Below are 26,784 nucleotides of genomic sequence, written 5' to 3'. Positions count from 1 at the left end.
AATCGAATGTGGAGCTCGCCTGATCGGGACCGAGCATCGCAATCACCTCGGTGACGTGATCGCGGCGAGGACGATGCCGTCGGCGGTTCAGAGTTCGTCGGCGGTGATGAGTCCGTCTTGGATGGCGCGGGCGACGAGGGCTGCTTTGGTTGGGGCGGGGCGTCCGGCTTGGGCGTATTTGGTTCTGATGCGTTCGAGATGGGTGTTGACGGTGCCGGTGGTGATGTAGAGGCGTTGTCCGACGAGGGTTTTCGATTCGGTTTGGAACCATGCGAGCAGGACTTCACGTTCCCGTGGGGACAGGGCGGGGCGGGTGTGGCGGATATCTTCGGTCATGGCTTGGGCCATGGTGGGGCTGAGGTAGGGGCGGTCGGAGCGGGCGGCGTGGATGGCGGCGACGAGGTGTTCGCGCCCTTCCGCTTTGGACAGGTAGGTGACGGCGCCGAGTTCGAGGCAGTCGAGGATGATGTCGGAGCGGGTGTGCTGGGAGAACACCAGGACCCGGAATCCGCGTTGGCACAGCGTGGCCAGCGCCGACAGGTCGGGTGCGCGTTGGTCGAACTGGAGGTCGAGCACGACGGCGTCGATTGTGGTGGGGTCGCAGGCGGGGTCGGTGAGGAAGTCGCCGGGGTCGTGGTAGTTGCCTTTGAGGATGATGGGTGGTTGCGCGGTGGCGCACCAGCCGGCGATTCCGTCGTGGACGACCTCGTGGTCGTCGATGATCGCGGCGGTGACGGGGGTGGTCGGCTCGCCGGTCACGGCGTTGTCTCCTCGAGTGGTCGCGGGGCGGGATCGAGCGTGAACGTTGCCCAGGTGAGCTGCTCGTCGGTGGTGATGTCGCTGTTGGGGGCGATGGTGGTCGCGGTGGCGCGGACGGTGTCGTCGCAGTCGCAGACGATGCTGATGGTCGGGAACGGCTGCTCCGGTGTCGATCCGGTGAAGACCACGCGTGCGCGGGCCCGGGCAGCGGTGAGCAGCGTGACCGGCGCGGACAGCAGTCGGGTGCGTTCGGCGGGTGTGAGGGCGGGTAGCTCGCCGCTGACGTGCAGCGCGACCGCGACGCCGCGGCGTTCTGCCGCGTCGATGACGGGACGCAATTCCTCGACCAGCGGGTGCCCAGATTCGTCGTGGCCACCGAACATCCTTCGCAGGCGCGCGGATTCGATGACGCATGCCGCTCGCAGTGCCGGGTCGGCGGCGGGGTCGGGTTCGTTGGCGAGGCGGTGCAGGAGCGGGACCAGGGTGATCGACAGCTGGCGGTGCCGGGCGCGGTGATCTCGTCGCAGTGTTTCGGTCAGCGTGGTGCGCAGTTGCAGATCAGTGATGGCGGCGCGGAGTTGGCTGGTGCGGGTGACCGCGTGCTGGAGGAATGCGGTGAAACCGATTGCGGTGGCTTGCATGACCAGCACGCTGGCGATGGTGTAGACGAGTTCGGCAATGTTCGCCGTGGCGGGGGCCCGCGCGAGCATCACGACGGCGCCGCTCAGCCAGAGCGCGCAGAGCAACGTCATGGAGAGCGCGCGCGGGCGGGTGTAGGCCAGTGCCGCGATCTGCCAACCGAGCGCCGCGACCGCCCAGTTGGCGCCGGTGGACAACTGCTCAGGCGAGAGCAGCAGCGCTTGGATCGGGACAGCCACGATCACGGCGAGAACGGTCGCCCACCAGACCAGCGGGGGCAGTCCGACACGGATATCGATCCAGGCCGCGAGGACCGCGGCCAACGCCACCGCCATCACGGCCAGCTGCGCCACCGGATGGTCGGCGGATAGTGCGCGCAGGCCCTGCAGTGCGGTGACGATGCCCGCGATCGCGACGAGTCCGTATCCGTAACCGCGCAGCAGGCGACGCGAGTGATCGAACGCATCCGGCTGACCGGCTGCGGAGTCGTCCTCGCGGGCCCAGCGCAGGATCACCTGCGTGCCTCTCCCTGGCGCCGAGTCGATCTCGACAGTGCCCCCGATGTCGGTGATGCGCCCGATCATCGATCCGCGGATCCCGTGACGTCGCCGTCTCGGTTCGATGTCACTGCTGTCGAATCCGACGCCGTCGTCACCGATACCGACATGATCGTCAGTGATGTCGACGGTGGCCGACCGGGCATGGGCGTGGCGGTCGACATTGGTCAGCGCCTCCCGCGTCGCCGAGACCAGCGCCTGTCCCACGGTCGAGTCGAGCACCAGTGACGTGGGCGCGGTCAATCGGACCGGCGTCACGGTGTCCTCGCAGACCGCTCGTATCAAGGGCACGACGTCGACGGTGCCGGATTCGGTGAGGAACACCGGCTCGGCGGTCACGGCCCGCACATCGCGTTGCACCTGTCTGCGTAGCCGGGCCGGGTCCGCGCACACTCCTTGTCCGAGCATGGTCAGCGTCGACGCTGCCGTGTCGTGCATCGTGGCCCACATCTCCCGCTCGGCTTTGGCACGCGCTTCGGCGACCTCGGCGGCGATGCGGGACCGATCCAACTGTTCGAACCCGTCATCGGTCGCGGCCGCCGCCCGCACAACCAGGCGGCGCAGCAATGCCGCCATCGCCCATTCGACGAGCAAGAAGTCGAGGCTGAATATCGCCAGCGGGTTGCCGACCCCGTCGACGCCGGCAGCGCCGACAGCCCAGGCCACCATGACCACGACGGTCGCGCCCAGCGACCGGATCGTGGCCGTGGCCAGCGAGAACGAGATGACCGCCGTCCCCGCGACAGCCAACATCGGACTGGCAGCGGTCGTGAACTCGGGCCCGTCGACCAGCAGCGGTGTGGACAACAAGTACACCGACACCACCGCGAGGTCGGCAAGCCGCCACCATTGCCCCATGCGGGGGCGCGACAACCGCCACAACGACCAACCCAGCAACCCGACATTGACCGCGAGCCCGCCCCGGCCGACATCGCCGCCGAGCAGACAGGCGAGTGCGACCACAGAGTTCACCCCGGACAGCACCGTGACGCCGATACGTTCGGTCCGCGCGACGACCCGCTCGACGGTGATGCGCCGCGTCTCGAGCTGCGCTGGCGGCATCACTAGTCCCTTCGGCATCGCGACGGTATCCGTCGATCAGCCGATACTGCCACGACGGGCGAGCGCGCACGCCCGGATCGTGACGCGCTTTGCCGCAGCGACGCCGAGGATCAATCCCACGACCACGACGACCGGGCGCGGCCGGCCGTTGTCGGATGAACGACCGATACCCGCGTCATGAGGATTCTGCCACGCTCGTATTCGACGAATCGTTTCGATGATCTGCGAGGCAAACATGTTGGTGACAAAGAGAATTGGAATTCGTGCGGGTCGCACCGTGGCCACGACCATGACAGTGGCGGCGGCGATCACGCTCGTAGGTGCGGCAGGGGTCGCTGCAGCACCCGGCACGGGAAGTTCCGGAAGCAGTGACAGCGGCAGTAGTAGCGGTAGCGGCGGAAGCGGGTCGTCCATACCGCGGTCCAAGCCGTGCAACCAGTCGACCCAGTCCGGCGGTGCCGGTGTCACCGAAACTGTGCACCACCTCGGCACGAGCGGACCCACCTCCTTCGTCCTGGCGTACGAGACCTACGACATCCCCGACCAGATCGAAGTGTTCTACCAGGGCGGCCTCGTCCACAACACCGGCTACATCGGCGACGACATCAACCAGGGAACCGGATCGGTCGTCGTCGCGCTGCCCCCGGGTACCGAGACATCGGTCCTGGTTCGTGTCACCGGTCCAGGCGGCACGGACTGGGAGTACACCGTCAACTGCCCGATCCGCTAATCGAGTTCGCGCAACGAGCGTTGCATGTGCTGCCGAATCACAGGCTAGGACGTCAGGTGCTCGCATTGCTACCGCCCGCGAGGGGTGGCGGCAGCGATGCGAGCGCTCACGAGCACCATCGGTTACGCGCTGGTGTCGCTTGTGGTTGCCATGGAATGCAGCGATTAAATAGTCATCGCCTTTCATCAGCCCACTCTGCGGATGCACCCCCGGATCTAGGCATCCAGACGCCTTCCATCGTGCACTCCGAGAGTCGGAAACATGCGTTCTGGCGGGGTACGGATGGAAAACAGGCTGCGGTACCTGGCCCGGCGTCTTGGTTTGCGCGTGTGTGTGCTGTTCAATTCCGATATGGGGATTCGCCGCATCCTGGCTCTGGCCGGCATCGCCGTCACGGAGCTCCCGGGGGAGTACGCCCAGCCGGGGCGCGTCAGGCGGATCGGGTATGTCGAAGACCACCAGGCTATGGCCGTCGGGCTCGCTGCGGTGCTCTCGGAGCAGCCGGACCTGTCCGTTGTCGCAATGGCGCCCACCGTGAGTGAGCTTCTTGCCCAGTCGACCGATTTGGACCTGGCGATCTTGGATTTGCGGTTGGCTGACGGATCGAGCCCTAGGGCCAATGTGGAGACGCTGCGGCAGCACGGGATCGGTACCGTCGTCTACACCACCGGTGATTGGCGTGATCTGATCCGATCGGCTGCTCGGGCCGGGGTGCTCGGTGTGGCGTTGAAGAGTGATCCGATCGAGAAGACGATCGCGATGATTCGGGCCGCCGCGTCCGGGCGGCCCGTGGCAACCACGACCTGGGCGTCAGCTATCGACTCCGACCCCGACCTCACCAGTTTCGAGTTGCCGCCGCGTCAGCGGCAGGTACTCGAGCTGTATGCGAACGGCGAGACTGCGGGCGCGGTCGCGAGGAAGCTGGGGCTGTCGGAGTACACGGTCAACGACTACCTGGGGCGGATCCGACGCAAATACGCCGAAGCCGGACGGCCGGTCAAATCCCGCATCGACCTGTACCGCGCAGCCGAAGCGGACGGTTTCATCCGCGGCAAGCGCCGGAACCGGTGACTTCGTCTGTGCAGGCGTTGGACGGCGGGCTCAACAACGAGACCCGGCTGCTGCGTGGTGCGGGGATCTTCGTCGGCTCCGGAGGATTGTTCTACGGATTATTGGTGCTGCCGCGCGTGTCGTCCCAGGCGTTTCTGGCCGCGTGGTGGTGGACGCCGATTTCATACCTCGCGGTGTTCTCACCCGCGGTGCTCGTCGCCGCCGCCGCCTGGCGCTATCGGTTCGACGTGGCGCGGAGGGCGTCCGTCGTCTTCGCGTTTGCCTATGTTGCAGCGGCGGCGACCTGGCCACTGGTGCACACGGGGGTGACACTGCCGACGGACGAAGGATTCTGGCTGGTCTGGATACCCGGCCTGCCGTCATTGGCGCTGTCGCTGTTCTGGCGTTTCGTCCCTTTCGTCTACTTGGTCGCCGCAGCGCTTCTGAGCCAAATCGTGGGGACGCTCGCGCGGGACCCGTCGGTGAACACCCCGTTCATTCCAGAGGTCATGTTCGCTTTCACCTATTCGGCGCTCCCGTGTGCTGCATGCGTCATGTTGGTCCGGGTCGGGCGCATGCTGGACGAGACGAGGCAATCGGCGCTCGCGGTCGCCTCGGCCACAGCGGCAGCGCAGGCGCGTCGGTTCGAACGCCACCGCTTCGACGCTTTGACTCACGATGGCGTGATCGCCACGTTGCTCGAAGCCTCGCGGTCACCGAATTCGGCCATTCTGGCTGACTACGCACGGAATACGATTGATGACCTCAACTACCTTCATGCGGGACGGCCGGTGTCCGACACCATCGGCCGCGAGGGTTTGATAGCGCGCGTCCGGGCAGTAATCAGCGAAATCGACGACAGGGTGCCACTTCGAGTCGAACACGACGCCTCCGACGTGGCGGAGATCCCCGCCGAGGTGGCGACCGCGATGACAGCCGCGGTCGGCGAGGGGCTGCGTAACTGGAAAAGGCATGCCGGAACGGCAGACTGCGAAGTTGTTCTTGCACTTGGCGACCATGGGGTGCAGGTCGAGATCATAGACAATGGCATAGGGTTCGACCCTCGAGCGGTTCCGCCACATCGATTGGGCTTGCGGGCCAGCATTATCGATCGGCTGTCGGAGGTGGCCGGCGGGCGCGCCGAGGTCATATCGGCCCCCGGACAAGGCTGTCGCGTGAAGCTGGGATGGGCACCGCGATGATTCGGGGCGACGGCCGGCTCGAGGATGTCCGTGACGTCCTGGGGATGCGCACGCCGTTCGCGTGGCTGCTCGCAGGCGCGTTCAGCGTCACGATTATTGTCATGGTTTTCACCGCCGCAACCGATATCGGGCAGCTGTGGCTCCTGGCACTCGCAGCCACGATCATCCTGGCCGCCGGGTGGGGGACCATGCTGGTTCCTGGCGATCCGTTGCCCACGCGGTGGGCGATCACGCTGGCCGCCGCCACACCGCTCGGGACTGCCGTTGCCGTTTCCCAGCTTCGCGTGCCGCTCGACACGTCCACCCAACTGTGGTTCGTTGGTGCCACTTCGGCGTACTTGAACTTCCTGTGCGTTCGCGGTGCGACATCGCTGGCCTGGGTTGCCACCCTCGCACATGTTGCCATTTGCGGAATGTGGTCGGCCCGAACCGGTCAGGGCGCGATGACGGGGATCGGTTTCTCCTTCATCAATTTCATCCCTCTGCTAATGGCGACTGTGTTCGCCAAAGTGGTGCGGCCGAGAGCCCGGTCCATTCTCAACCTGCGTAGACAAGAGACCGAAGCCGCGGCCGCCGAAGCGGCTGCGCTGGCGATCCAACAGGAGCGAGACCATCGGCTGGCACGTCTCGATAGAACTGCCCGGCCGTTGCTGGAGATCATCTCTTCCGGCCGTACGCTTTCTGTCGAGGAGCAGTACGAATGCCGGCTGGTCGAGGCAGAGCTACGCGATGTCATCGTCGGAGGGCAGCTGGTCGACGACGAAGTAGCCCAGCGGGCGAGGGCTGCTCGCGCCCGTGGAGTGAAGGTCGCGCTCGATGACAGCGGTGGACTCGAACGCGCCGATGAGACACTACGGCAGTTGGTGCGCACCGTCGTCTGCGATGCGCTCGACTATGCCCAAGCGGGTGCCGTCACCGTCCGGACGTTGCCGCCAGGACGCAGCAATCTCGTGGCGATCCTTGTCCGCGACGCCGCGGAGTTGCGGATCGAAATCACCGAGGACGGCGTCATCCGATCGGACTTGGACGAACGACCTGTTGCTATGCCAAACGATGCCCTTGACTTCGAGGGCTGAAATCTAGGGAATTCCCTGACAGCCTGCGGTTTCGTATCGTGGGATACAACGCCGATGGTCGTGGGAACCGGATGTTGTCGGCGTACGAACCGACAGACGTGGAGCGCCCGATGACGACGATTGCACCCCCATACCGTCCCCGGACCCCGTTGCGCAACGGCGGTCCTGTCGCGGCCCCAATGGTGAACTGGGCAGATCCACGGCTATCGGGCCGGGAGCGTCAGGTGCTGGTTGCGTGGCTCCTCGGCGACAGCAAGGACGCCGCCAGCCGCAAACTTTACCTCTCCTCCAGCACAGTCATGACGCACATAGCCCGGATCCGAGACAAATACGCGGCAGTCGGACGCCCGGCCCCCACCAAAGCCGCTCTGCTGGCACGGGCGCTGCAAGACGGGCTGGTCACCCTCGATCAATTCTGATACCCGGCCCCGGCGGTCACCTGGTCCGAGTTGGCCTCCGCGACCCAGGAAGACCGGCGGGCTTCCCTCGTAAGCCACACCCCGAGCGGCATATCGGCCAGAATGGGTGCGCCTAGCGCTAGCTGCTGACGTGGCTTATTCCTTCCGCGCCATCAGGCTTATCACACTCTGTGTCTGTCATTCGACCGATACCTCCGAACTGGTCTGGGACCGAGAATGCTCATGAGCAACCGGTGATATGTGACTCTGACGGGCCTCCCGTCGGCCAGCGCCAGTGCCCAACTGCACCGGACATGACGCTAGATGAGCGCGAAAATCGAAGAGAGGCACCATGAAAGCCCGACACACTCCTCTGCCTGCGTTCGTTTTGGCGTTAGCCATCGGAGTGACCACGGGGTGTTCGACTGAGCAACCTGACGCCGCAGGCAGCAGTCGAACGGCGACGAGCCGACCAGTCGGCGTTGCCGTGTCGACTGGCCCACCAGAGAGACTGACGATCGATACATGGCCGTCCAGCGTCGAACTCGACGACTCGACCGGTGAAGTGTACGTCCTGGCGTCGAACGAGATCCTTGTTTTTGAGCAGCAGTCGAACGCACCCATGCACCGCATCCGGGTAGACCCTGGAGCTGATGACATCGCTTTCGATCGAGTAAATCGCACTGCCTGGGTCAGTGGCAACAGCCGTTCCAACGCGCCGGAAGATCGCACAGTCAATATCGTCGACACACAGACCAAACAGGTGATCGGCTCGGTCGAGGTAGAGTTCCCCGCCATCGCAGTTGGTGTCGATGCGCTTGCTCACCGGGCGTTTGTGGTGAACCGGCCCGATGATCAGACCAAGGTTCCCGACTCACGCGCCTGGTTGACCGTGTTCGACACTCGTACACGGGAAGAGATCACCACGATCGAACTGCCGTTCGCGGCATACGACATCGACGTAGATCCGAACACGCACAGTGTGCTGATCGCCGGCTGGGGCAACGCCGCGTTTGTTTCAGCTCAGACCCTCGCCCTCGACCGCTCCCGGTCGGTCGGATCCGCGAGCAGTTCGCTGGAGACGGTAGTCGATTCCGAGCGAGGACGCGCCTTCGTCGTTTCTGACGGCGTGATGTGGACGATCTCCACCGGGACCAGCGCGAGTGTGACTGAGCGTGAAATCGAGTGGGAAGACGGATCGATGGCCATCGGGCCGGGCGGCACGCTGCTCGTTGCAGACTACGAAAACCGCGGTCTGCTGGTGATTGATCCTGAGACCGGCAGTATTCTCAGGCGAGTGCCGGTCGACGTCGCGCCCAATAGCATCGCCACCACGTCGGATCGGCGAACCGTCTATGTATCGAGCAATCCCGACAAGGCCCTGTCGGTCATCAGGTTCGAATAGTGACAGCTATCCTTGAGCTGAACTATTCACCATCTGCAAGCAGACACTCACTGCGCTCGGTCCGACCCACCTGACAACCCGGGATTGGAGGACGGATCGTCAGGATTTCGAAGACCACGCGCTACTCCGTTGAGTTCGATTTACCCACCAGCATTTTCAGCGGTTGAGGCGTGCGATCTGCGCCTCGAACAGTCTTGGCACGATTGCCTGGGCATCTGGTGCGAGGTCGTCACGTTTGCCGCTGACGGAGGCGTGGACAAGCACACCTCGGTGGTAACCCCAGATCGAATACATCGACGATTCACTGCCTTGCCGGGTGGATTCGGTTGCGACCGCCCATTCCGGCGTCCCGGTAAGGTCGGCTCCGCGGAATACGAGCCCCTCCCGGTCGTAGGGCAGACACTCCCTTTCCCATGTGGTCAATCCGGGATCGGTCTGGACGGTGAACAATTCGATCGCATATTTGACAGTGCCGCCCGGGGCGACGGCGGAGACATTGGCGGCGGTTTCCTGCTCTCCCTCATGAACCCAGCCCGCGGGGTCGCAGGTATCTATCACCTGATCCTGCCCGCTGATGGTTTCGATCGGCGACAGGTGGAAATCGCCTGCCGGGAAGTCGTGTTGTGGCAGGAGCATGTCCTGGGTCAGGTGCCGGAGGGTCGGTGTTGCCGACGATGCCGGCACGTTGGCGGAGCTGCTAGCCGTCGGCCGACCAGATGAATCCGTGCTGCCACAACCCCCCAGGGCAAGCGCGAGCGTGACAGCGGCTGCGCAGAGCACAGCTCTTGATGGGTGAGCCATTGAAGTCTCTCTGATCGGTGACCAATGGTGGATGAGGGACAAAGTATCCGTCTTGGAGAGCTCAGGCAAGCAACGTTGAGACCAGCGAATAGATCCCTTCTTTCCGGAATCGCGTGATGTGTGTACTCGGCGGTGTTCCACCGGGGGATCGCAGGGTGAGGGTGTACCCACATCCAGTGTTGGTGCACGACGGACGCAACTCGTCCACCGGCGCGGTTACGGCACTCCCGTACGGACCGTCTCCGGTTTTGGCCCGGGGAGCCGATTAAAACGGCTCTCCAAGAGGCCTGGTCGCCTGTCGGTCGAACAACCGATTCCCGCTGCTGTTCGATGCGACTAGCATCAGTAGCCCCGACAAACTCGGGCGGTGTCATAGCCCAAGAGCCTGCGGTGCCGGAGCTCCTAGCCCCGACTGCTACACGCACCCGTGGGAAATTACGGCGGGGACAACAGAATCGGAGAGCGATGTACAGTCGGCACCCTCGAGCACAACGGCGCACCCTTGTGACCATCGCAGTGGTTCTGACGGCGCTGGGACTTTTCGGTACCGGCCTCACGACCGGGTTCTGGGCCAACAACGAGCGGATCGCTCACAGCGCTTCGTCGGCCCTGTCGTCGCCAGCGCCGGTGCCGTCGGAATCCGAAGACGAACAACTCGGGTCGATGATGCCTGACGTGCGTGGACTCAGCGAACCAGTGGCGCGGCAGGTACTCGCCGACTCCGCTGCGGGCGGCGCGCGGGTGGATACCGAAAGCCGTCCACATGCGGGCCTGTCCGGCATCGTGATCGAGCAGCAGCCAGCCTTCGGAACGGCAGTTCCGGATGTAGTGCGACTGACGATATCTGCTCCGGCGGCCGTTCCTGCCGTAGACGGCCGTACCGAAACCGAAATCCGGGCGCAGTTACTCGAACTGGGAGTTCAAGCGAACGTGGTACGTCGCTATGCGCGCGGTTCGGCACCCGGCGCCGTGCTGGGAATCGAACCACCGGCGGGATCGCCACTTCCCGAGACCGTCACCGTCACTGTCGCCGACACCGCTGCCACCGCCTACCTCGCGGATGTCGAAGCAACTGAGAATGCCTGTGCTGCGGGCAGCTACACGCAGGCAGGTGCCCGTAAGGACAATGCTTTGTCGTGCCGGGTGAATAATCGTCGGGGATCCGAGCCGAAGGGTCCCATCTGGGAGTTCGCTCGTGCCGTCGATGAAATCGAGCTCACCTTCGGCCTTCCCACGGATGCGAAGCCCGGGAGCTCGGTCCGCGTGGCCATCTACGTCGACGGCCGGCCGGCGGGCGAGACCGAGGTTGCCTATGGCGCGACCGCTGACCTCGGGGCCGTGACTACCGGTGCGCTGCAATTCATGATCGTTGTCACGCCAACTGGCGGTGACCCGGATACCGTCACGGTCACCGGAACGGTGCGTGGCAGCCGCGACGGCATCGTCGCACTCACAGAGGATGAATGAGGATGCGAACGACGGCCCTGACGGTCGCAGTACTACTCGTGATGCTGGGCACCCTGTTCGGTGCTGCGCGGCCGTCGCCCGCATCCGCCGTCCCTGACACCTCTCGTGATGCCCCGGTACTCATGGTGGTCGATACCTCAGGCTCCATGGGAGAAAAGGGCAACAATGGGGTCGGGGTCGCCGTAGTATCGGCCGAATTTCGGGCGGATATGGCGTAGCTGCTGGTCAGCGTCGACGTTCGGCTCCCGGGCCCAGGATCGAGGTCAGCTCGCGCATCGCCTGTGGGGACGGTTTGAAGTATCGGCGCAGGTTCTCGGCCTTGCGGTGGCGGGACTTGGCCATCAGTTCCAGCAGGCTGGCCCCGGATTCGCCGAGGTGGGTCAGGCCGGAGTGGCGTAGTTCGTGCAGGTCCCAGCCGGTTCCGGGCCCGCCGATGGCGGTGGCGGCGTCGAGTAGGTCGCGGGCCTGGTCGTAGGACAGCCGGGCGAGGCCGGTGTCGGGGCAGACGTCGCGGTCGGCGAGGTATTTGCCGGGCCCTGGTCGGCGGTGGGTCACGAAGACCGGGCCGCGGGTGCGGTCGCGGATGAGCCGGGGCAGTAGGCGGGCGGTGCCGGCGTCCCAGTACACGTTTTCGAGGACGTGTTCGTGGTGGGTGGCGCCGCGTCGGCGGGTGCGGGGTTTGGCGCCCTTGGACTTCACCGCCGCGCACCGTGCCGCGAGGTCGAGGTCTTCGATGTTGAGCTGGAGGAGTTCTTCTGCGCGGGCGCAGGTTTCGTACAGCATCCGCCACAGCGTCTTCTCCCGCAGGTGAACATCGCGGCGGCCGATGAGCCGGTCGATCGCGGCGCGCGAACGGACCGGGGTCTCGGAGTCCGGTGGTGTCGACCTCCCGGCCGAGGTCGGGAGCGTCGGTGCGGTCCAGCCCTGTTCGGTACACCAGCTCAGCCATTTGCCGACCGCGGCGCGGCGCGCGTTCCAGGTGTTGACCGCCGCGTCGCCCCACAGGGTTTCCAGCGCGGCGCCGATTTCGGCGTCGGTGACCGAGTCCAGGGCGCGGCTGGCGCCGATGAGCCCGTCGGGGCCGCGGCCGTCGAGCTGGTCGACGGTCTTGACGATCGCGTGGCCGTAGGCGCGGCGGGTGTTCGCCGAGGCGATCGTGTCGAGGAACGCTTCGGCTGCCGAGCGCAGGGTGCGCGCCGGGGCGGTGCGTAGCCGGGTCACCTTCGCGGCCATCGGATCCCCCTCGTCAGTGCTTGCCCCGGATAACGGGGCCGCTTCGAGTATCCGGTGGAGCGGGTCCGCCGCAGGTCGAGTGCCACGATACCCCGGATAACAGGCCGTTATCTGGGGTATCGATGTTCCGGCGGTGGCGGCGTGCCCAGCCCGGGGTAGGCCGGATTTCAGGGCGTTCCCCGATGTGCTGGGCCGGTCTGGAGTGGTTGATTTGGTGTATGTCGGGCAAGGCTGCGGGTGACGAACTGGGTCATGTGGAGCGGGTGTTCGATCGCCTTGCTACCGGGTACGACCGGCAGATCGGTTGGTCGGAACGGTTCCTGCTCGGTGGTGCCCGCCGGTGGGCGGTCGAGCAGGCCCGCGGGGAGGTGGTCGAGATCGGTGTGGGCAGCGGGCTGAATCTGCCGCTCTACGGCGCCGGGGTGACCCGGCTGATCGGGGTCGATCTGTCGGAGCCGATGCTCACTCTCGCGCGGGCGCGGTCGGCGGCGGTGCCGGTGGAGCTGCGCCGGGGTGATGTGCAGCAGCTCGATCTGCCCGATGCCTCGGCGGACACGGTGGTCTCGACCTACACGTTCTGCACGATCCCGGATCCGGGGGTCGCGGCGCGGGCGGCGTGGCGGGTGTTGCGCCCTGGTGGGGTGTTCGTCGCGGTTGAGCACGGTCCGGCGCGGTCGCGGGCGGTGGCGGCGGTGATGCGGTGGGTCGAGCCGCTGGCGGTGCGGGTGGCGGCGGATTATCTGACCCGTGAGCCGGTCGGCTATCTCACCGATGCCGGGTTCGGCATCGACTTCACCGACCGGACCGGACGCGGTGGTGTCGTGTTCCGGGTGCTGGCCCGCAAGCCCGGATAGTCCGCCGGGGTCAGGCTGCGGCAGGGTGGAGCAGGGCGGCCAGATCCGGTGGGGTGGGCATGGTTTGGCGCAGGCCGACGTTGGCGCGGCCGGTGTTGCCTTCCGGGGCGAGTCCGGCCAGGGTGCCGGGGGCGGCGACGATGATCCGCACGACCTGGCCGAGGGCTTCGCGGCGGTCGCGCTGGCGCACGGCGAGTGCGAACATGGCCACGTGGTTGCGGGTGTGCAGCCACGGGTCGGGCTGGGACAGGATGTGGGCGCGTTCGAGATGCGTCCACCGTTGCACGGGATCGGGCGTTGACTTCGCCGCGCGCATCTCGTCGTGGTAGGCCGTGCGGGCGGCGTCGGGGATGAGTGGCATGAGGCAATACCTTTCGCAGAGTGGGGAGAGCGTTCAGGCGCAGCAGTCGCAGGCCTGCTCGACGGGATAGGGCGCGAGGGTAATCGGTGAGGGCGAGACCGCGAGTAGGGCGTCGCGCGGCCGCCGATCCGGTGAGGATGTGTCCCTTACTGAGGAAGGGCAGCAGGCGCAGCCAACGGTGCGGGCCGGGTCCGGGGTGGGTTGCATAGCGATGCCTCTCGATGTCGATCCCGGTGGTCAGTCGCAGCAGTCGCAGTCCTGGCCGGTCTGCTGTGTGGCGGCGAGCGCGGCAGGAGAGGGGCAGCAGGTGTCCCCGCGCCAGGCGTTGACGCCCTCCTTAACGGCGATGACGGCGATGACCAGGGCGGCGATCGGGTCGGCCCACGACCAGCCGAACAGGCTGTTGAGCAGCAGCCCGACCAGCAGCACCGCCGACAGGTAGGTGCACAGCAGGGTCTGTTTGGAGTCGGCGACCGCGGAAGCGGAACCGAGCTCGCGCCCGGCGCGGCGCTGGGCGTAGGACAGCACCGGCATGATCACCAGACTGGCCGCGGCCAACCCGATGCCGATCGGTGAGTGCTGGGCTTCGCCGATGCCGAACAGTGCGCGCAGCGAGTCGATGGTGACGTAGGCGGCGAGGGCGAAGAAGGAGAACGCGATGATCCGCAGCGCGATCTTCTCCCGTTTCTCCGGGTCGCGGCCGGCGAACTGCCAGGCAACCGCCGCGGCGGAGGACACCTCGATCACCGAGTCCAGGCCGAACCCGATCAGCGCGGTCGACGACACCCGCGCGCCCTCGGTGAGGGCGATGATGGCCTCGATGACGTTGTAGGTGATGGTCGCGGCGACGAACCAGCGGATACGCCGCGCCAGCACCGCCTTGCGCGTCGCGGACGGCCCGGGAACCTGGACGGCCGAGGGCAGTGACGGCATCCCCAACGGCGCCGACATCAGCAGCACCCCTGGGTGTCGGAGTCCGGGCAGCAGGCCGGATCGACGGCGAGCACGAGCCCGAGCAGGTCTTCCAGCGCGGCGGCGATACGCCGGTCGGCCAGCTCGTAGCGGCTGCGTCGGCCTTCGGGGACGGCGACGACCAGGCCGCACCCGCGCAGGCAGGCCAGGTGGTTGGACAGGATCTGGCGCGTCACCCCGATCTGTTCGGCCATCTGCGAGGGATAGGCCGGGCCGGTGCGCAGGCTCAGCAGGATCTGGGTGCGGGTCGGGTCCGACAGCGCGTGCCCGAACCGGGCCAGCGCGTCACGATGCAATACGGCTTCCACAACCCCAATAATACAGATTCACGTGTATTCAGATAGAGCTGAATTATTTGGTGTGGGTCGGGGGACGTCAGAACAGGGTGTCGCGCACCCCGCAGCGGCCGGTACCCGGTGGGCCCGAGCGCCGCGAGTTCGGCGTCGATATCGACCTCGATCGCGCCGAAGAAGTTGATGTTCTCGCTGTGCGCCGGGGAGATGTGCGCCAGTACCTCGTCATCGATGCGGCGCCCGGCCCGGCGCATCTGCTCGACCGCGAGCCCGTAATACTCGGTGGTCCAAGCGATCACGGCGTTGGTGGCCAGGGTCAGGCACCACGCTTGCTCGGTCTGGTCTTCGAGCTGGCGGGCGCGGATCATGCCTTCGTGGGCGTAGAGCAGGTCGCGGCGCAGCGCGTGCAGGGATTCGCCCTTGTTGAGCTGGCGGGAGATCTTGCGCCGGTAGTCGGGATCGGCCAGGTAGCGGGCGGCGTAGACGGTGCGGCGCAGGGCTCCGTATTCCTTGAGCGCGGTGGCCAGGGTGTTCTGCCGTCCAGAGGCGGAGAGTTTGCCGACCAGCAGCGAGGCGGTGGCGTGCCCGAACTTCAGCGACCCGGCCAGCCGGAGCAGGTCGTCCCAGTGCTCGGCGATCAGCTCCAGGTTCGCGCGGCGGGTCATCAGCGGTCCGGCGTGCGGGAACCGGGCCTCGGTGTCGCGGCGGGTTCCGGGCCGGTAGAGGGTGATCTTTCCCAGGTCCCGGATCCGGGGTGAGAGCTGCATCCCGAGCAGGTCGAACAGCCCGAAATTCACCAGGGTCACGCCGTGGGTGTCGGTGGCGTGTTCGGTGATCGGCAGATCCGTGGCGTTGCCGAGGATTTCGTCGAGCACGTAGTGCGCTTCGCGTTTGGTGGCGACGATGATCTTCGTGCCGTAGGTGGCGTGCTGATCGGTGACATGGGTGTAGGTCGACAGCACCCGGCCGCCGTGGATGACCATCTCCCGCGCCGTCGTCGACTTGCCACGCACCGGGAACCGCTGCCCATCCGATGACGACAGCGTGCCCGCACCGAACACCGTGGTCAGCGGCAGCCGCTGGTGGTAGTCGATGATCGCCAGGTTCGCCGCCCGCAGGGTCTCTTCCCGCACATACCATTCCGCCGTCCACGCCAGGATGTCGTAGGAGATGCCGCACGCCTCCGCCATCCGCGTCAAACCCAGGTTCGTCGAGTACGCCAGCAGCACCGCGATGAGGTTGCGCTTGAGCTCCGGGGTGCGGGTCTGCTTGCCCGAGGCGTGGGTGAAACAGTCCAGGTAGCCGGTGCGTTTGTCCAGCTCGATCAGCAACGACACGATCGGCGCGAACGGCAGCATCTCGGTCAGCTCCGCCTTCAACGCCTTCGCCTCATCGGGCACGTCTTCGGCGGTCAACGGCGAGATCACCAGATCCCCGCCCTCATCCACGCGCACCGGGCCGTCCCCGCCGGCCAGCACCGCCTCCAGCTCACCGACCGCGGAGTGCAGCTCATCGGTCACCGCGGCCAACCCCTCGCCGGGGTCGGCGGGTTTGCCGACCAGGCGGCAGAACTCGGCCCGCTGCGGGGCCCATTGGACGGGGGTCAGCAGGTAGGCGGCCGGGTCGGCGTAGCGGCGCGAACTCGGCACGAACACATCCCCGCTGCGCAACCCGTCGCGCAGCCCCAGCAGCACGCACAGCTCCCAGTAGTGCCGATACGCGGTGACACTGCCCGATTTCCGGGCCTCGTCGAGATAGCCGCGCCACTTGGTCGGCACGAACCCCGCCGGGGCCTCATCGAACACCTTGCGGCGGCCAGTCGCGTTCAGCTCGCGCAGCATGTCGACCGCGACCAGCAGCTCCGTCGCCGCGGTCCCACCGGCGAACCGCACCGCCGACAACACCGCCGGGGTGAACTGCCGCAGATAGTTGTAGGACAAATCCAGCGCGGCCAGATGCCCGTGATCACGCGGCAGACGCGGTTTGGCCTGCGCAATCGCCGCCCGCAACCGCTCCCACCCGATGCGCTCACCACGGATCAGGCCACCGATCTCCTCGTCGGCGATCTGCGGATCGCAGGCGATAGCCAGCAGCTCGTCCAACAGCGCTTGGCGATCCTCACCGGACTTTCCGCGCTCGGCCAGCTGCTGCTGCATGCGCCGCTCGGCCTGCCCGAACTTCGCCGAGATCGCCTGGTCGAACAGTGCCACCACCTCATCGAGCACGTCGGTCGCCGACTGCGCCAGCACCGTCAACAGAATCGGATACCGGCGCTGCGCATCACGACGTTCGAGGGCCTGCGGGGTCAGGCGCCGGCCCATCGTGGCCAGGAACCGGCGCCGCTCCGCCGGCAGCACCGACATATCCAGGCGATCCGCACCCAGCCCGCGCAGAAATCCCAGCTTCTCGACCTCGGCCTTCACCGCCTGCGCCGACGCCTCCACCGGCGCCGTCGACAGCCACCGCAACCGCGACACCCCCAGCGAGGCATCGGTGACCAACAACGAGTCCAGCTCCGCGCACCGCTCGGGAGTGAACTCATGGACGAGCCGGTCGTAGGTCTCGATCTGCGCCTGGCGGCGGGCGTGGGCGACTCGTTCCACCACCGTCACCGGACCCGGCCGAATCACCCGCGCCGAGATCAGATACTCACACGCCAGCCGGAACAGCAGCGTCGGGGAATCGTGCTCCATCGCCCGCGCCAACAGGAACTCGTCCAACTCCTTCGACTCCAGCGGCCCGGCCGGCCGCCAACCCAGATACTGAGCGGCCAACCGCGCATGCTCGGTGCGGGTCTTCGCGCGCCTGCCATACGAACCGATCTCCACCGGATCCACCCGCAGCTGCTCGGCCAGCCGGGCCACCGCCACCGGCGGCGCCGTGGTCAACCGGTCCGGCACGAACCCCAGCCACGGCAGCGTGCACAACGCGACCGCCAAACCCAGCCGATCCGCCGGACCCCGGCCACGACCCGGATCCACGAACGCCAGATCAGCCGGGGTCAGCGTGAAATACCGGAACAACTCCTCGCGGCTGATCTCCGGGAACCCCCGCAGACGCTCCAACTCCTCGTCCGCGAACACCCTCGTCGCCACGAACCCCGACCTCCAACACGCTGCCGATCAACCTCATCGGCAGCCAAGCCAAGCACCAACCATCCGGCCCCGCACCCCGAACACGAAAACACTGCCCTACCAGGCCGTTACGCCATATCCGCCCGAAAATCGGCCGATACTACGGCGACCCCGGGTCCAGCGGCTCGCCGATGCGAAGCGATCGGTGCTGTCTGTATCGCAGGCACTTTCGGATGGCGTGACCTTTGGAGTCTGGACCTACCCCGGCAGCGATAGCTGCTCTGGCGGAGCCTTCGTCGACGGCGTCGACATGCGGCCCTTGGATCCGGCGCTGCGCACTCAGATGACGGCCGACGTGCTCGCACTACGGCCGAACGGGGATACTCCCACGGCACCCGCATTGCGTGCAGCGGCGGACGAGTTGTCGAAACGTCACTACGCTGCTGCCACCATCATCCTCGTCTCCGACGGCGAAAGCACTTGCGGCGGTGACCCTTGTGTCGCCGTGAAGGACATCGTTGCCAGCGGGGTCGATCTCACCGTCCATACCGTCGGATTCGAACTGTCTGGCGAGGGGCGTGACCAACTCAAATGTATCGCGGATGCGACGGGCGGCGGCTACCACGATGCCCAGCACGGAGGTGAGCTCATCAAGACTACGTCGGCTATCACCACGCGCAGCCTCGAAGTCTCCGTTCGAGCCCCTGCGAAGGTGATCGGTGGTGGTGTTGCGCCGATGAAGGTATCCGTCCGCAACGTGTCGCTCACCGAAACGGCCACCGACGTCCACGTCACTCTGGGATTCATCGAGCACAGCGAAATGTTCCGCAGGATCGCACCTCCGGTGGTGCGACTGGGCAATCTACTGCCTGGTAAATCGGCGGAGCATATTTGGAAGTTGCCGGTGGCAACGACGGAGAACCAGGTCGAGGCAAGATACCTGTTCCTGGCGGCGTCCGGGTCGGGTGCGTACGGCACTCACGAAAGGACCCTGACTGTTGTGCGACGCGGAGCCTACAACGATGTAGCCGGAGGTCTGCTCGCCGCGCTGCTCAAAGACCCCGCGACCAAGGTCGGAGTCTTCGGTGACTCCTATGCGTCCGGTGAGGGTGCCGGGAATTATTCTCCCGGCAATGAACATATCGACAGGCGGTGCCACCGATCGGAGCACACGCACGTCGCCCAGTTATTCGGTCCTGGCCGCACTCATATCTTCGCCTGCTCTGGCGCGGTGCAACATCACCTGTTCGCGCCAAACGCGTCGAGCATGCCGACGATGTCGCAGGTGGAGGAAATGAGCCGCACTGATGTGGTCCTGGACGCGGCTTTCGTCAGCATCGGCGGAAACGATATGGGCTTTGGTGCTCTTGTTACCGAGTGTGTTCTACCGAACGAGATCATCATCCCTTCCGCAAGGCCGGCTCCTCCTGTCGTGCTCGACACCGAATGTGGGAAGCAGGACGTGTCCGCGAATGGCGTAAGCATCGGGGAACAGGTGACGACGAGGAGGGTCGCGGATGCGTTGGCTGCGCTGACCACACAGCTGCCGAAGACATACCGGCAGCTTTACGACGCGGTGAACGCCGGCCAGTCAGTGGCCGAGCGCGGACACGAGGCGCCGTTGTTCGTGCTCGGCTATCCGAAGGTCTTCCCCGAGGTTGTCGGGATCGGCTGCGGCGAGTTCGCTCCTCGGGAAGTCACATTCGCCAACAAACTGGTGAAACACCTGAACCGGACTCTGCAATCTGCGGTCAACACGGCGCGAGAGGGGGGACGGAGCATCTAATTCGTAGATGCAGTCGAACATGCCATGCAACCCTCGAATACCTTGTGTGACGGGAGCGCATCCGGAATCGTGGGAGTCGGATTTCTCGAAGGCGCTGCCAAGAAGGTAGCGGAAACATTCTGGCGCGATGAGCGTGCGCAGGAGCTGGTGCACCCCAACCGCCTCGGCTATGCCCGGATTGCCGGTGCGATTGCTTCATGGTCGACAAATGAAGACGCAGCACCAACTGGTGTCGGAGGGAAACAAGCGAGAACAGCTCCGCGCGTCATCACTACTGAAGCGAAATGCAAACCATTGCTGCTGACCCGGGCCGACCTCGAGCTCTCTGCCGAACCCGGAGCTTGCATTACCGTTCGAGTTACGGCCGAGAAACCCAGTACATACTGGTCTGAAGTACACAGCACGCCAATCGCTCTGAGCGGCGGCGAGGTCGAAGCAGGCGAATCCGAATTACGAATCGACCTTCCCGTCGATCTGAGTCCGGGCCGGCATACCCTGCATGTTCTGCTTGTATCGGAGTCTGGTGAGTTCACAGACTATGCCGTCGACCTGACAGTGGCCCAGCCGTTGCCCTGGTGGTGGTGGGCGATGGCCGTGGGATCGGTGACATGCCTCATCACTGCGATAGGGCTGGGGGTGCGCATCCTGTGGTCCAGCCGCCGCGCACCGCGTGCGAACGCCGACAGTATGTCGGACAAGGAAGATCGCGAGTGAGGAGAATCGTTTCCAGACGAGTATAGGTAGCGTGGTCGGAATGGCAGTCGGCGAACGCCGAACGGCCGGATCACGCGACCGCAGAAGGGCGCGCGCCTGTGTCATCGTCGGCACCGTGACAGCTGCGGTGATATCAGCTTGCAGTCCCGGGTAGAATATCTCGTTTCGCGTATGTCAGCGGAAAAGATGACGCGTCAATGAGGTTTTGGGGTAGCGAGTTGTCGGTAGGCGCGGCCTGGTGCTTCCGGTGAGCGGGTGCCGGTGACTCGGGCGGCAATAGTCGATTCATGTGTTCGTGACGTCGTCGTCTGTCGGGCTGTGGTGAACTGATACCGGGCCGGGTTTCGATGGTAGTTCGCACCACTGGTGTCCTGCCTTGGAGGCACGTGCGCAATGGCCAGAATTCAGCCTCGCCTGGCAATATACGTCTCCGAATGGCGCCCGGCCGTCAGGATCGTGCGTACACCTTGTACGCCGACGCCGGTGCCTTGGCGGTGGTGGCGCAGAGCGAGTGGTTCCGCGTCGCGGGATTGCCTCGTGTCCGACGGGGGAAACGTCGTTGCCCCGACGATTAGCAGTAGGCCCTCGTCGTCGGGTGAGTCATTTCTGAAAGCCCGATATTCCCCACGCATTGCCCGGGGTGTCGGTCGATCGGCGGATACCGGCGCTGAACAGTCGGCTGTAGCGTCGATCAAAGATCTGTCGGGTGCGGCACCGGCTCGACATTCCGAGGCTTACCAGTCGGAGCCTTCACGCCCACGTGCATGGTGGTTCAGCATTGCGAGGTACGCATGAACGACGAACCTGTGTTCGATCTTCGCCCCCGTCACGTTGCGCGTGTGCTCGGCATTCTGTTTACGCTACCCGTGGCCTATATCTTCGGGATCGAAGGCATCACCACCGAAATCGAGACCGATCTGGTGACCGGTGAATCCAGCTCGACGAGCGACGCGGGAACACAGATAGCGCGCGCGGCGATATGGATCGTTCTCGCCGCGATCGCCGGCGGCGTCGAGTGGTGGCTGCGCACGCGCGACGTGGAGTGGCCGCCGGGGACCCATGCCTTCCTAGTCCGCGCTCGGTTGGCCGATCCCGCCGCCTATACCCGCTCGACTGACCGACCCCGCCCGATGACCACCGCATCCGCGGACGCGTTGTTCGACCTGCGGCCCCATCATGCCGCCTTCGCCGGTGCGGGCCTGGCGATGATCGCTGCCCTGTTCAACCCGCCGGGCCTGGCCTGGCTGATCATCGTCGCCGGATGTGTGGCGTTCGGGTGGCAGGCGCGGAACAAGCAGGCCACCTGGCCACCCGCGGTGCGGGAGTTCCTTGCCCGGATGAGACTCGCCGAACCAGGGTCACCGGCGGACGAGCCATCGGCCGGTCCGGCACCCGACGGGCAGGTGGCGAGAGTGAACCGGCCGCAGCGCTATGGTCCGCTCATCCCGCTGCGCCCGCTGACCGCGGGGGAAATCCTGCGCGCCTCGATTACAGCCATACGCCGGCATTGGCAGGTCTCGCTGACATTCACTGTGGCGGCCCTAGTTGCGGCGCTATCCCTCTTCTTGCTCGGCATGATCAGCATCGGTGCCGCGCTGATTTCTGGTATCAGCATGGAGGGGGAGAACTTCGCTGCCGGTCTATTCGCCACCTTGGCGGCCCTGGTGCTGCTGTTCGTCAGCCTGCTGATCGTCATCGGGGTACCGGCCGACGCTGCCATCAACGCGGTCACCATCGTCACCGCCGACATGGCCATCCGAGGGGAGCCGGTTCGGTTCGCGGCGGTGTTCGCCCTGGTCCGGCCACGTTTGTTCGCGTTATGCCGGCTCATGGCGGTCTTCTACGCCGTGATCGTGCTGCCGGGCCTCCTCGGCCCGTATATTGTCCTGATCGCGGTCGGCCTTCCCGCGGCGATCCCTGTGCTGGTTCTGACAGTGGCTGCTGTATTCGTGGTCGGAACCTTATGCGCATTCGCACCGATCGTGATGACGCGCGAAGGCGCGGGGGTCGTCGAGTCCTTCCGCCGTTCCGTCGCGCTGGTGCGACCGTCGTTGGCGCGGGTACTCGGCTTGGAGCTGCTATGGGTGGCCGCATGCGTCGTGGCATTTGCCGCAACGGCATATCCGGCCCTTGCGTTCGCCTCGGCCGTCCCCGGCGGAGAAGTCATCGTCTATCCCGTGTCCTTGGTCATCATTGCGGCCTCGGCCGTTCTGATCCGCACGTTGCAGACTCTGCTCTACACCGACCTGCGGATTCGGGAGGGCAGCTACGACCCAACACCGCAGCCACCTCCCGGACCTCCCACGCCACCCGAGGGAACAGCCGGGGATGACCGCGCCCCCGGTGCCGACATACCCGGCCGGCCTGCCGGCACCGCCGCGCCGATGCGGGTCGCGGGCGAGTCCGCTGCTGTGTCAGCTCAGGACGCCGCATCGGATCCGCCTGTGCCGATGGCGGCGATGGAGGTCCCTGGATCTGATGTTGCGACGCCCACGGCACCGACCAATGCCTTCGGCCAGCCGTTTACACCCGCAACCGGCGAGGGCGCGGAGTCTGCCGGCAACAGGCCACCGTCGCCGCCGACCAGACCGCAACTAACGAAACCTGCAACGGGGGCAGACCCGGCACCGGTTGTGCCGACGACTGGCCCGAGCATGAGGGATGGCTCCTTCGCTCAGCCGGGTGCCCACCAGCCGCCGCATGGCCAGACAACTGCCGAACCGACCGCTATCGCTGGTCCAAACTTCGGCGATCTTCACGGTGGAGCTGAAGCGCCACATGCCGCCCACCGCCGCTCGCGACGGCACCCGCTGTTCGTGACGGCGCTCATCGCGGTTGTCGCACTCGTCGTCGGTGGCGCGGGAATCTGGTGGTTGGGGCATGAGGATCACGGCTCGCCGTTGTTTGCGCAGAATCATCTTCGGAATACCTACCCGGCGGCCCCGTCGGAAGGTTGGACCTTCTATGCGTCGGAGGTAGCCCGCAACGAGGAGTTCTCCAGCCCGCGCCCCTCTCCCGAGATGGCCAGCAGCCCCGGACTCATCGATCTGGGTGAGATCCTCATCGTCCAGACGATCTTGCCGTCCAGCGATAAGGGCGAGACGATTGTCGCGCTCGATTCACATTCGGGGAAAATGCGCTGGCGTGCGGATGGCGGTTACGAGACGTGCGCGACTCGGACAGTCGACGGCCTCCTGCCCTGTATCCGGGAGAATGGATTCGGGCCCGATCACCGGTCTGACATCGTGTTCTTGAGCGTCGAGGACGGCACAGTCGAACGGACCAGCCCGGCCGTCGACCCGGCCTGGGTCGAGGTCGTCGGCGAAGACATCATCACGGCCTCGTACTCCGAAATCGCTAGCGGCACCGTCGAGGACCTCCGCGCACACTGGCGGACCAGATGGTCACCCGACCCGACCTGCCCTGGTTCCGGCGATTCCTATCGATACGGCGCGAACGACGAGTTCGTCTTTTTCGGCAGCGACGCCGGCGCAATCGTGGTCCGTCGCAGCGACGGGAAACGAGTCATCGACGCCGATCTCCAAGCCATCGCCGCCTACCCAGGGCAGGGGCTCATCGCCCAAACCTGTAGCGCAGCCGATCCAACAGATGGGGACACCGTCGTCCTCGACGCCGCCGGCAACCACATACGCACACATCCAGGTCGTGGATGGCCGGCAAAGCCTCTAGCTGGAGGCGTCGACGCGCTGCCGTACATCACCTCAGGTGCCGCATGGGATTTTAGTAACGGCTCCCAACGATGGTCATCCTCGGAGATCGAGGGCGGAGGTTCGATCATCGATGACACGGTCGTGCTCGGTCACACGGGCGGCTGGATGTCCGCGGTCGACCTTCAAACCGGCGCGGAACTATGGACTTCGGACGACAGCCCCGCGGATTGGGCCACCGACCGGCAACGCCTGATCCTCGCCGATGGAGACGGTGAACTGGAAGCAATCAACCTCCGCACCGGTGACCGCGAGTGGTCGACCAGCGTCGAGTCCGGGGCACTCGAACCTGCCGGCGCCGGTTTCGCCATCATCAACGAGAACACCGTCACCTACTATCCGCCGACCGGCGGAACGGCAGGCGAGCCCGGGAGCAGCGGATCTGACGAGTCTGGTGCTACCAAATCGCAGCTCATCACGGCATGCGGAAAGCCGCCCACACTGACACCCGTGGAATATCGGACCGGCAACGACGGTCTGGTCGTGCGCATGGAGTTGCGGGCCAACTGCTCCAGTGGAGACATCATCTCTACTGACGCTCTCCGGATCGAGATATCCGAACGAGGCCAGCCGATCGCTTCGGGCGTGTTCGACTTTTCGGAGTCGCCGATATACCTGCCAACCAGTGACGGCGACGCCAGCGATGCTGCAGTGGTTGTGGAGCACGAATTCGAGTTCCCGATCGGCAGCTTCTGGCGGTTACCCAACTCCCTAGGCGCCCATACCGACCCGACAGCGCAAAGCGCGATGGCCGATGAAAGCCAGGTCGTGAGATGCACCGACGAAGGCACTGACCGCGGTCCGCGAGAAGGACGCTACTCGGCCGACGCAGTCGATGGGACCCCCTTCGTCGCCACCCGGTCAGGTGCAGCTGTGGCCGACCCCGAAGCAGCGGCTCTGGATGCACTTCGGGCACAAGCCGACGCTGACAGGCCCACCGTCGGGCGCGATCTCGCCGACCGGTGGGTCCCCCAACTCTCGTCCAAACAGGTCGGCTTGGTTGCCCCTGACGTGGACGGTCGGATCGTCACCTGGACGCCAACGAAAATCCTGCAGCAACACCTTCGAATGCGCTTGCAATACCCGGAGGTCAGACTGGTCTGGAGCGACGAATGGAGCACGTTCGACCTCCGCGGCTGGTGGATCACAGTCGCTGGTGTCACGCACAGTTCGCCCGACCCCGCCAACGGTTGGTGCGACGCGAAGAACATCCCAACCGACGAGTGCTTCGCGAAACTGGTCAGCAACAGCCGCGGTCCGGAAGGGACGACGAAGTACCGCTAGAGAACTTGTGAGAGGCGTTGCTGCGATAGGGGCAGCGGCCATGACATCCTCCCCATCGGTGGCCATCTGAAGGTCTTCGGTCAGCTGCGGCCTCGTGCCAGCTGCCAGTAACCGTCCTTCTCGATCAGCCGCGGCCGCTCGCCGGGTGGGTGACCGTGACGCAACAGAGCGAAGATGTCGGAGACGACCTCCTCGCTGTCCCCGAAGTAGGAATGTGCGGTGCGGTCGATTCGGGCGGCTGTCGCGTCGATGATGTCGATTCCGGCGAGACAACCCAGCGCCTGGTGATCGGCGCCGGCGCGACGGTTGCCGTGGATGCGGCCGGAAAGCTGTAGGGCCTTGTCTGCGGTGGAGCTGTACACGGTAGTCCGGGCGGATAGCCGGTGGAAGGCGGCTGCTCGGCGCTGTAGAAGCCGTGAGTCGATGTCGGGTGCGGCGAGGATGATCTGGTCGAGCCACCCGTCGGGTATCTCGGCGCGTTCGCCGGTCCGCTCGAGTGCGTCGGTGACCAGCCGGGTGCCCATGCTGTGGGCGATGACGCTGACCGAGCCTGGCCCGAGGGTGTCGGTCATCTGGGTGAGCACGTCCTGAAAAGTTCGCGCGGACAGGGCTGCTTCGTCTTCGTCTGCGGCGTACTTGGTGATCGATGCGGTGGAGGGCCAGCTATAGCAGACGCACGCTCCCGGGAATCGCAGATCGTAGGCCAGCTGGGCGGTGCGTGCTGCGGCCTGTTCGAGCGAGGTGTTGTATCCGTGCACGAAGACGAAGGCTTTGCCGGGCGCCTGGCCCAGCAACGAACTCATGGTCCCGGCCAGGGATTGCGGGTCGAGGGCGTCCATGGGGCCGAGTGTCACGTGCCGGTCCGGGCGGCGGGCGAACTGCAGTCGCCACCAGCGCGGCTTCTCGGCCATGGCGTACCGATGAGTCTCGGGGACGGTCGATATCGTCGTGGCCCAGGCTAGCGGGTCACCGGTGGTCCGGTGGGAATGCCTGCCCTGCGGTGCCCGGTCCGTCGCGACGAACAGCGGGAAGGTCATGCAGCGGTGCGCGGGCCGGGCACCGAGCAGTTCGCGGTTGGTCGTAGTCGCCAATTCCAGCACAGCCGCGCGGAATTCCTGGTGCAGTCGCGGCTCGGATTTCAGGACCTCGATCAGGGCGGCCGCTGCCGCATCCAACTCGCCGTCGTCGTGCGTCGCTTCGGCGGCATCGAGCCGGTGTAGCGCGACGAGTATCCGATCTTCGAGGTCTGAGCGGTTGCCGTCGACGAGATCGATAACAGCGGGCCAGATTTCGGCCAGGGCTTCGACCAGGAGGCGGTTGCTGGACATTCCTCACTTCT

The 26,784-nt window shown here is 65.7% G+C and carries 20 protein-coding genes and 1 pseudogene; 11 read left to right on the top strand and 10 right to left on the bottom strand.

Annotated features, from left to right (window positions below; translation table 11 throughout):
* Positions 1–87: 87 nt before the first annotated feature.
* Genes NOCYR_RS14385 through NOCYR_RS29880 form a run of 3 tightly spaced genes read right to left on the bottom strand, consistent with a single transcriptional unit; the run spans position 88 to position 3,302 of the window.
* The gene (locus NOCYR_RS14385) at positions 88–759 is read right to left on the bottom strand and encodes a LuxR C-terminal-related transcriptional regulator (protein ID WP_014351114.1); all 672 of its coding nucleotides are present in this window, start codon (positions 757–759) and stop codon (positions 88–90) included.
* Positions 756–3,017, bottom strand: a complete 2,262-nt coding sequence (locus NOCYR_RS14380) for a sensor histidine kinase (RefSeq protein WP_014351113.1) — start codon at positions 3,015–3,017, stop codon at positions 756–758. The genes NOCYR_RS14385 and NOCYR_RS14380 overlap by 4 nt, the downstream gene beginning before the upstream one ends.
* A 36-nt stretch (positions 3,018–3,053) precedes the next feature.
* Positions 3,054–3,302 carry a hypothetical protein gene (locus NOCYR_RS29880; protein WP_162471524.1) on the bottom strand — a complete coding sequence of 83 codons (249 nt, stop codon included), beginning with the start codon at positions 3,300–3,302 and terminating at the stop codon, positions 3,054–3,056.
* On the opposite strand from NOCYR_RS29880, the gene NOCYR_RS14375 reads away from it, so the two are divergent.
* The 6 genes from NOCYR_RS14375 (at position 3,235) to NOCYR_RS29280 (ending at position 8,878) form a co-directional block, all read left to right on the top strand.
* On the top strand, positions 3,235–3,747 hold the full coding sequence (locus tag NOCYR_RS14375; protein ID WP_048833363.1) for a hypothetical protein: 513 nt from the start codon (positions 3,235–3,237) through the stop codon (positions 3,745–3,747). The genes NOCYR_RS29880 and NOCYR_RS14375 overlap by 68 nt on opposite strands.
* Before the next feature lie 351 nt (positions 3,748–4,098).
* Positions 4,099–4,818: a response regulator transcription factor gene (locus tag NOCYR_RS14370; RefSeq protein WP_048834169.1), complete on the top strand. Its 720-nt coding sequence runs from the start codon at positions 4,099–4,101 to the stop codon at positions 4,816–4,818.
* An 8-nt stretch (positions 4,819–4,826) separates the two neighbouring features.
* Entirely contained in the window at positions 4,827–5,999 is a 1,173-nt protein-coding gene (locus tag NOCYR_RS14365) for a sensor histidine kinase (RefSeq protein WP_231855929.1), read from the top strand.
* A complete protein-coding gene (locus NOCYR_RS14360; RefSeq protein WP_014351108.1) occupies positions 5,984–7,075 on the top strand; it encodes a hypothetical protein in 1,092 nt (363 codons plus the stop codon). Before NOCYR_RS14365 ends, NOCYR_RS14360 begins: the two co-directional genes overlap by 16 nt.
* Before the next feature lie 71 nt (positions 7,076–7,146).
* On the top strand, positions 7,147–7,494 hold the full coding sequence (locus NOCYR_RS30800; RefSeq protein ID WP_330981628.1) for a LuxR C-terminal-related transcriptional regulator: 348 nt from the start codon (positions 7,147–7,149) through the stop codon (positions 7,492–7,494).
* A gap of 466 nt (positions 7,495–7,960) precedes the next feature.
* Entirely contained in the window at positions 7,961–8,878 is a 918-nt protein-coding gene (locus NOCYR_RS29280) for a YncE family protein (RefSeq protein ID WP_148280640.1), read from the top strand.
* A 156-nt stretch (positions 8,879–9,034) separates the two neighbouring features.
* On the opposite strand, the gene NOCYR_RS14345 is transcribed toward NOCYR_RS29280, so the two are convergent.
* Complete coding sequence (locus NOCYR_RS14345; protein WP_148280639.1) at positions 9,035–9,562, bottom strand: hypothetical protein; 528 nt, start codon at positions 9,560–9,562, stop codon at positions 9,035–9,037.
* A 621-nt stretch (positions 9,563–10,183) separates the two neighbouring features.
* Between NOCYR_RS14345 and NOCYR_RS14340 the strand changes: the two genes are divergently transcribed.
* A complete protein-coding gene (locus NOCYR_RS14340) occupies positions 10,184–11,146 on the top strand; it encodes a PASTA domain-containing protein (protein WP_048833361.1) in 963 nt (320 codons plus the stop codon).
* A gap of 225 nt (positions 11,147–11,371) precedes the next feature.
* Here the strand turns inward: NOCYR_RS14340 and NOCYR_RS14335 are convergent, their stop codons facing one another.
* Positions 11,372–12,379: a tyrosine-type recombinase/integrase gene (locus tag NOCYR_RS14335; protein WP_014351103.1), complete on the bottom strand. Its 1,008-nt coding sequence runs from the start codon at positions 12,377–12,379 to the stop codon at positions 11,372–11,374.
* A gap of 218 nt (positions 12,380–12,597) precedes the next feature.
* Between NOCYR_RS14335 and NOCYR_RS14330 the strand changes: the two genes are divergently transcribed.
* A complete protein-coding gene (locus NOCYR_RS14330; protein WP_014351102.1) occupies positions 12,598–13,233 on the top strand; it encodes a class I SAM-dependent methyltransferase in 636 nt (211 codons plus the stop codon).
* Between the two features lie 10 nt (positions 13,234–13,243).
* On the opposite strand, the gene NOCYR_RS14325 is transcribed toward NOCYR_RS14330, so the two are convergent.
* The 4 genes and pseudogenes from NOCYR_RS14325 to NOCYR_RS14310 form a co-directional block, all read right to left on the bottom strand.
* Entirely contained in the window at positions 13,244–13,594 is a 351-nt protein-coding gene (locus NOCYR_RS14325) for a DUF3703 domain-containing protein (protein WP_014351101.1), read from the bottom strand.
* Positions 13,595–13,831: 237 nt separating this feature from the next.
* Positions 13,832–14,545, bottom strand: a complete 714-nt coding sequence (locus NOCYR_RS14320) for a cation transporter (RefSeq protein WP_014351100.1) — start codon at positions 14,543–14,545, stop codon at positions 13,832–13,834.
* The gene (locus NOCYR_RS14315; protein WP_048833360.1) at positions 14,545–14,874 is read right to left on the bottom strand and encodes an ArsR/SmtB family transcription factor; all 330 of its coding nucleotides are present in this window, start codon (positions 14,872–14,874) and stop codon (positions 14,545–14,547) included. The genes NOCYR_RS14320 and NOCYR_RS14315 overlap by 1 nt, the downstream gene beginning before the upstream one ends.
* Before the next feature lie 67 nt (positions 14,875–14,941).
* Positions 14,942–17,954 (bottom strand): annotated as a pseudogene (locus NOCYR_RS14310) (Tn3 family transposase).
* Between the two features lie 184 nt (positions 17,955–18,138).
* On the opposite strand from NOCYR_RS14310, the gene NOCYR_RS14305 reads away from it, so the two are divergent.
* The 3 genes from NOCYR_RS14305 to NOCYR_RS14300 all read left to right on the top strand — a co-directional run bounded on the left by NOCYR_RS14305 (position 18,139) and on the right by NOCYR_RS14300 (position 25,445).
* A complete protein-coding gene (locus NOCYR_RS14305; RefSeq protein ID WP_014351097.1) occupies positions 18,139–19,719 on the top strand; it encodes a VWA domain-containing protein in 1,581 nt (526 codons plus the stop codon).
* Between the two features lie 69 nt (positions 19,720–19,788).
* Positions 19,789–20,433 (top strand): hypothetical protein, encoded by a 645-nt coding sequence (locus NOCYR_RS29275; protein WP_148280638.1) that lies wholly within the window; start codon positions 19,789–19,791, stop codon positions 20,431–20,433.
* Positions 20,434–21,224: 791 nt separating this feature from the next.
* On the top strand, positions 21,225–25,445 hold the full coding sequence (locus tag NOCYR_RS14300) for a PQQ-binding-like beta-propeller repeat protein (RefSeq protein WP_148280637.1): 4,221 nt from the start codon (positions 21,225–21,227) through the stop codon (positions 25,443–25,445).
* An 80-nt stretch (positions 25,446–25,525) separates the two neighbouring features.
* Here NOCYR_RS14300 and NOCYR_RS14295 read toward each other — a convergent pair whose 3' ends face one another.
* Positions 25,526–26,773: an alpha/beta hydrolase gene (locus tag NOCYR_RS14295; RefSeq protein WP_014351095.1), complete on the bottom strand. Its 1,248-nt coding sequence runs from the start codon at positions 26,771–26,773 to the stop codon at positions 25,526–25,528.
* Positions 26,774–26,784: the final 11 nt, after the last annotated feature.

Source organism: Nocardia cyriacigeorgica GUH-2 (assembly GCF_000284035.1).
Lineage (GTDB): Bacteria > Actinomycetota > Actinomycetes > Mycobacteriales > Mycobacteriaceae > Nocardia > Nocardia cyriacigeorgica_B.
Note: the sequence above shows the minus strand (reverse complement) of the source record. Positions and strands in the feature narration are given on the sequence as shown.

What these genes read in the sequence shown, in the direction of transcription:
- NOCYR_RS14380 (WP_014351113.1), bottom strand. Translation starts at nt 3,017, where the DNA reads ATGCCGCCAGCGCAGCTCGAGACGCGGCGCATCACCGTCGAGCGGGTC.
- NOCYR_RS14375 (WP_048833363.1), top strand. Translation starts at nt 3,235, where the DNA reads ATGATCTGCGAGGCAAACATGTTGGTGACAAAGAGAATTGGAATTCGT.
- NOCYR_RS14370 (WP_048834169.1), top strand. Translation starts at nt 4,099, where the DNA reads ATGGGGATTCGCCGCATCCTGGCTCTGGCCGGCATCGCCGTCACGGAG.
- NOCYR_RS14360 (WP_014351108.1), top strand. Translation starts at nt 5,984, where the DNA reads ATGGGCACCGCGATGATTCGGGGCGACGGCCGGCTCGAGGATGTCCGT.
- NOCYR_RS30800 (WP_330981628.1), top strand. Translation starts at nt 7,147, where the DNA reads ATGTTGTCGGCGTACGAACCGACAGACGTGGAGCGCCCGATGACGACG.
- NOCYR_RS14335 (WP_014351103.1), bottom strand. Translation starts at nt 12,379, where the DNA reads ATGGCCGCGAAGGTGACCCGGCTACGCACCGCCCCGGCGCGCACCCTG.
- NOCYR_RS14330 (WP_014351102.1), top strand. Translation starts at nt 12,598, where the DNA reads ATGTCGGGCAAGGCTGCGGGTGACGAACTGGGTCATGTGGAGCGGGTG.
- NOCYR_RS14325 (WP_014351101.1), bottom strand. Translation starts at nt 13,594, where the DNA reads ATGCCACTCATCCCCGACGCCGCCCGCACGGCCTACCACGACGAGATG.
- NOCYR_RS14320 (WP_014351100.1), bottom strand. Translation starts at nt 14,545, where the DNA reads ATGTCGGCGCCGTTGGGGATGCCGTCACTGCCCTCGGCCGTCCAGGTT.
- NOCYR_RS14300 (WP_148280637.1), top strand. Translation starts at nt 21,225, where the DNA reads ATGAACGACGAACCTGTGTTCGATCTTCGCCCCCGTCACGTTGCGCGT.
- NOCYR_RS14295 (WP_014351095.1), bottom strand. Translation starts at nt 26,773, where the DNA reads ATGTCCAGCAACCGCCTCCTGGTCGAAGCCCTGGCCGAAATCTGGCCC.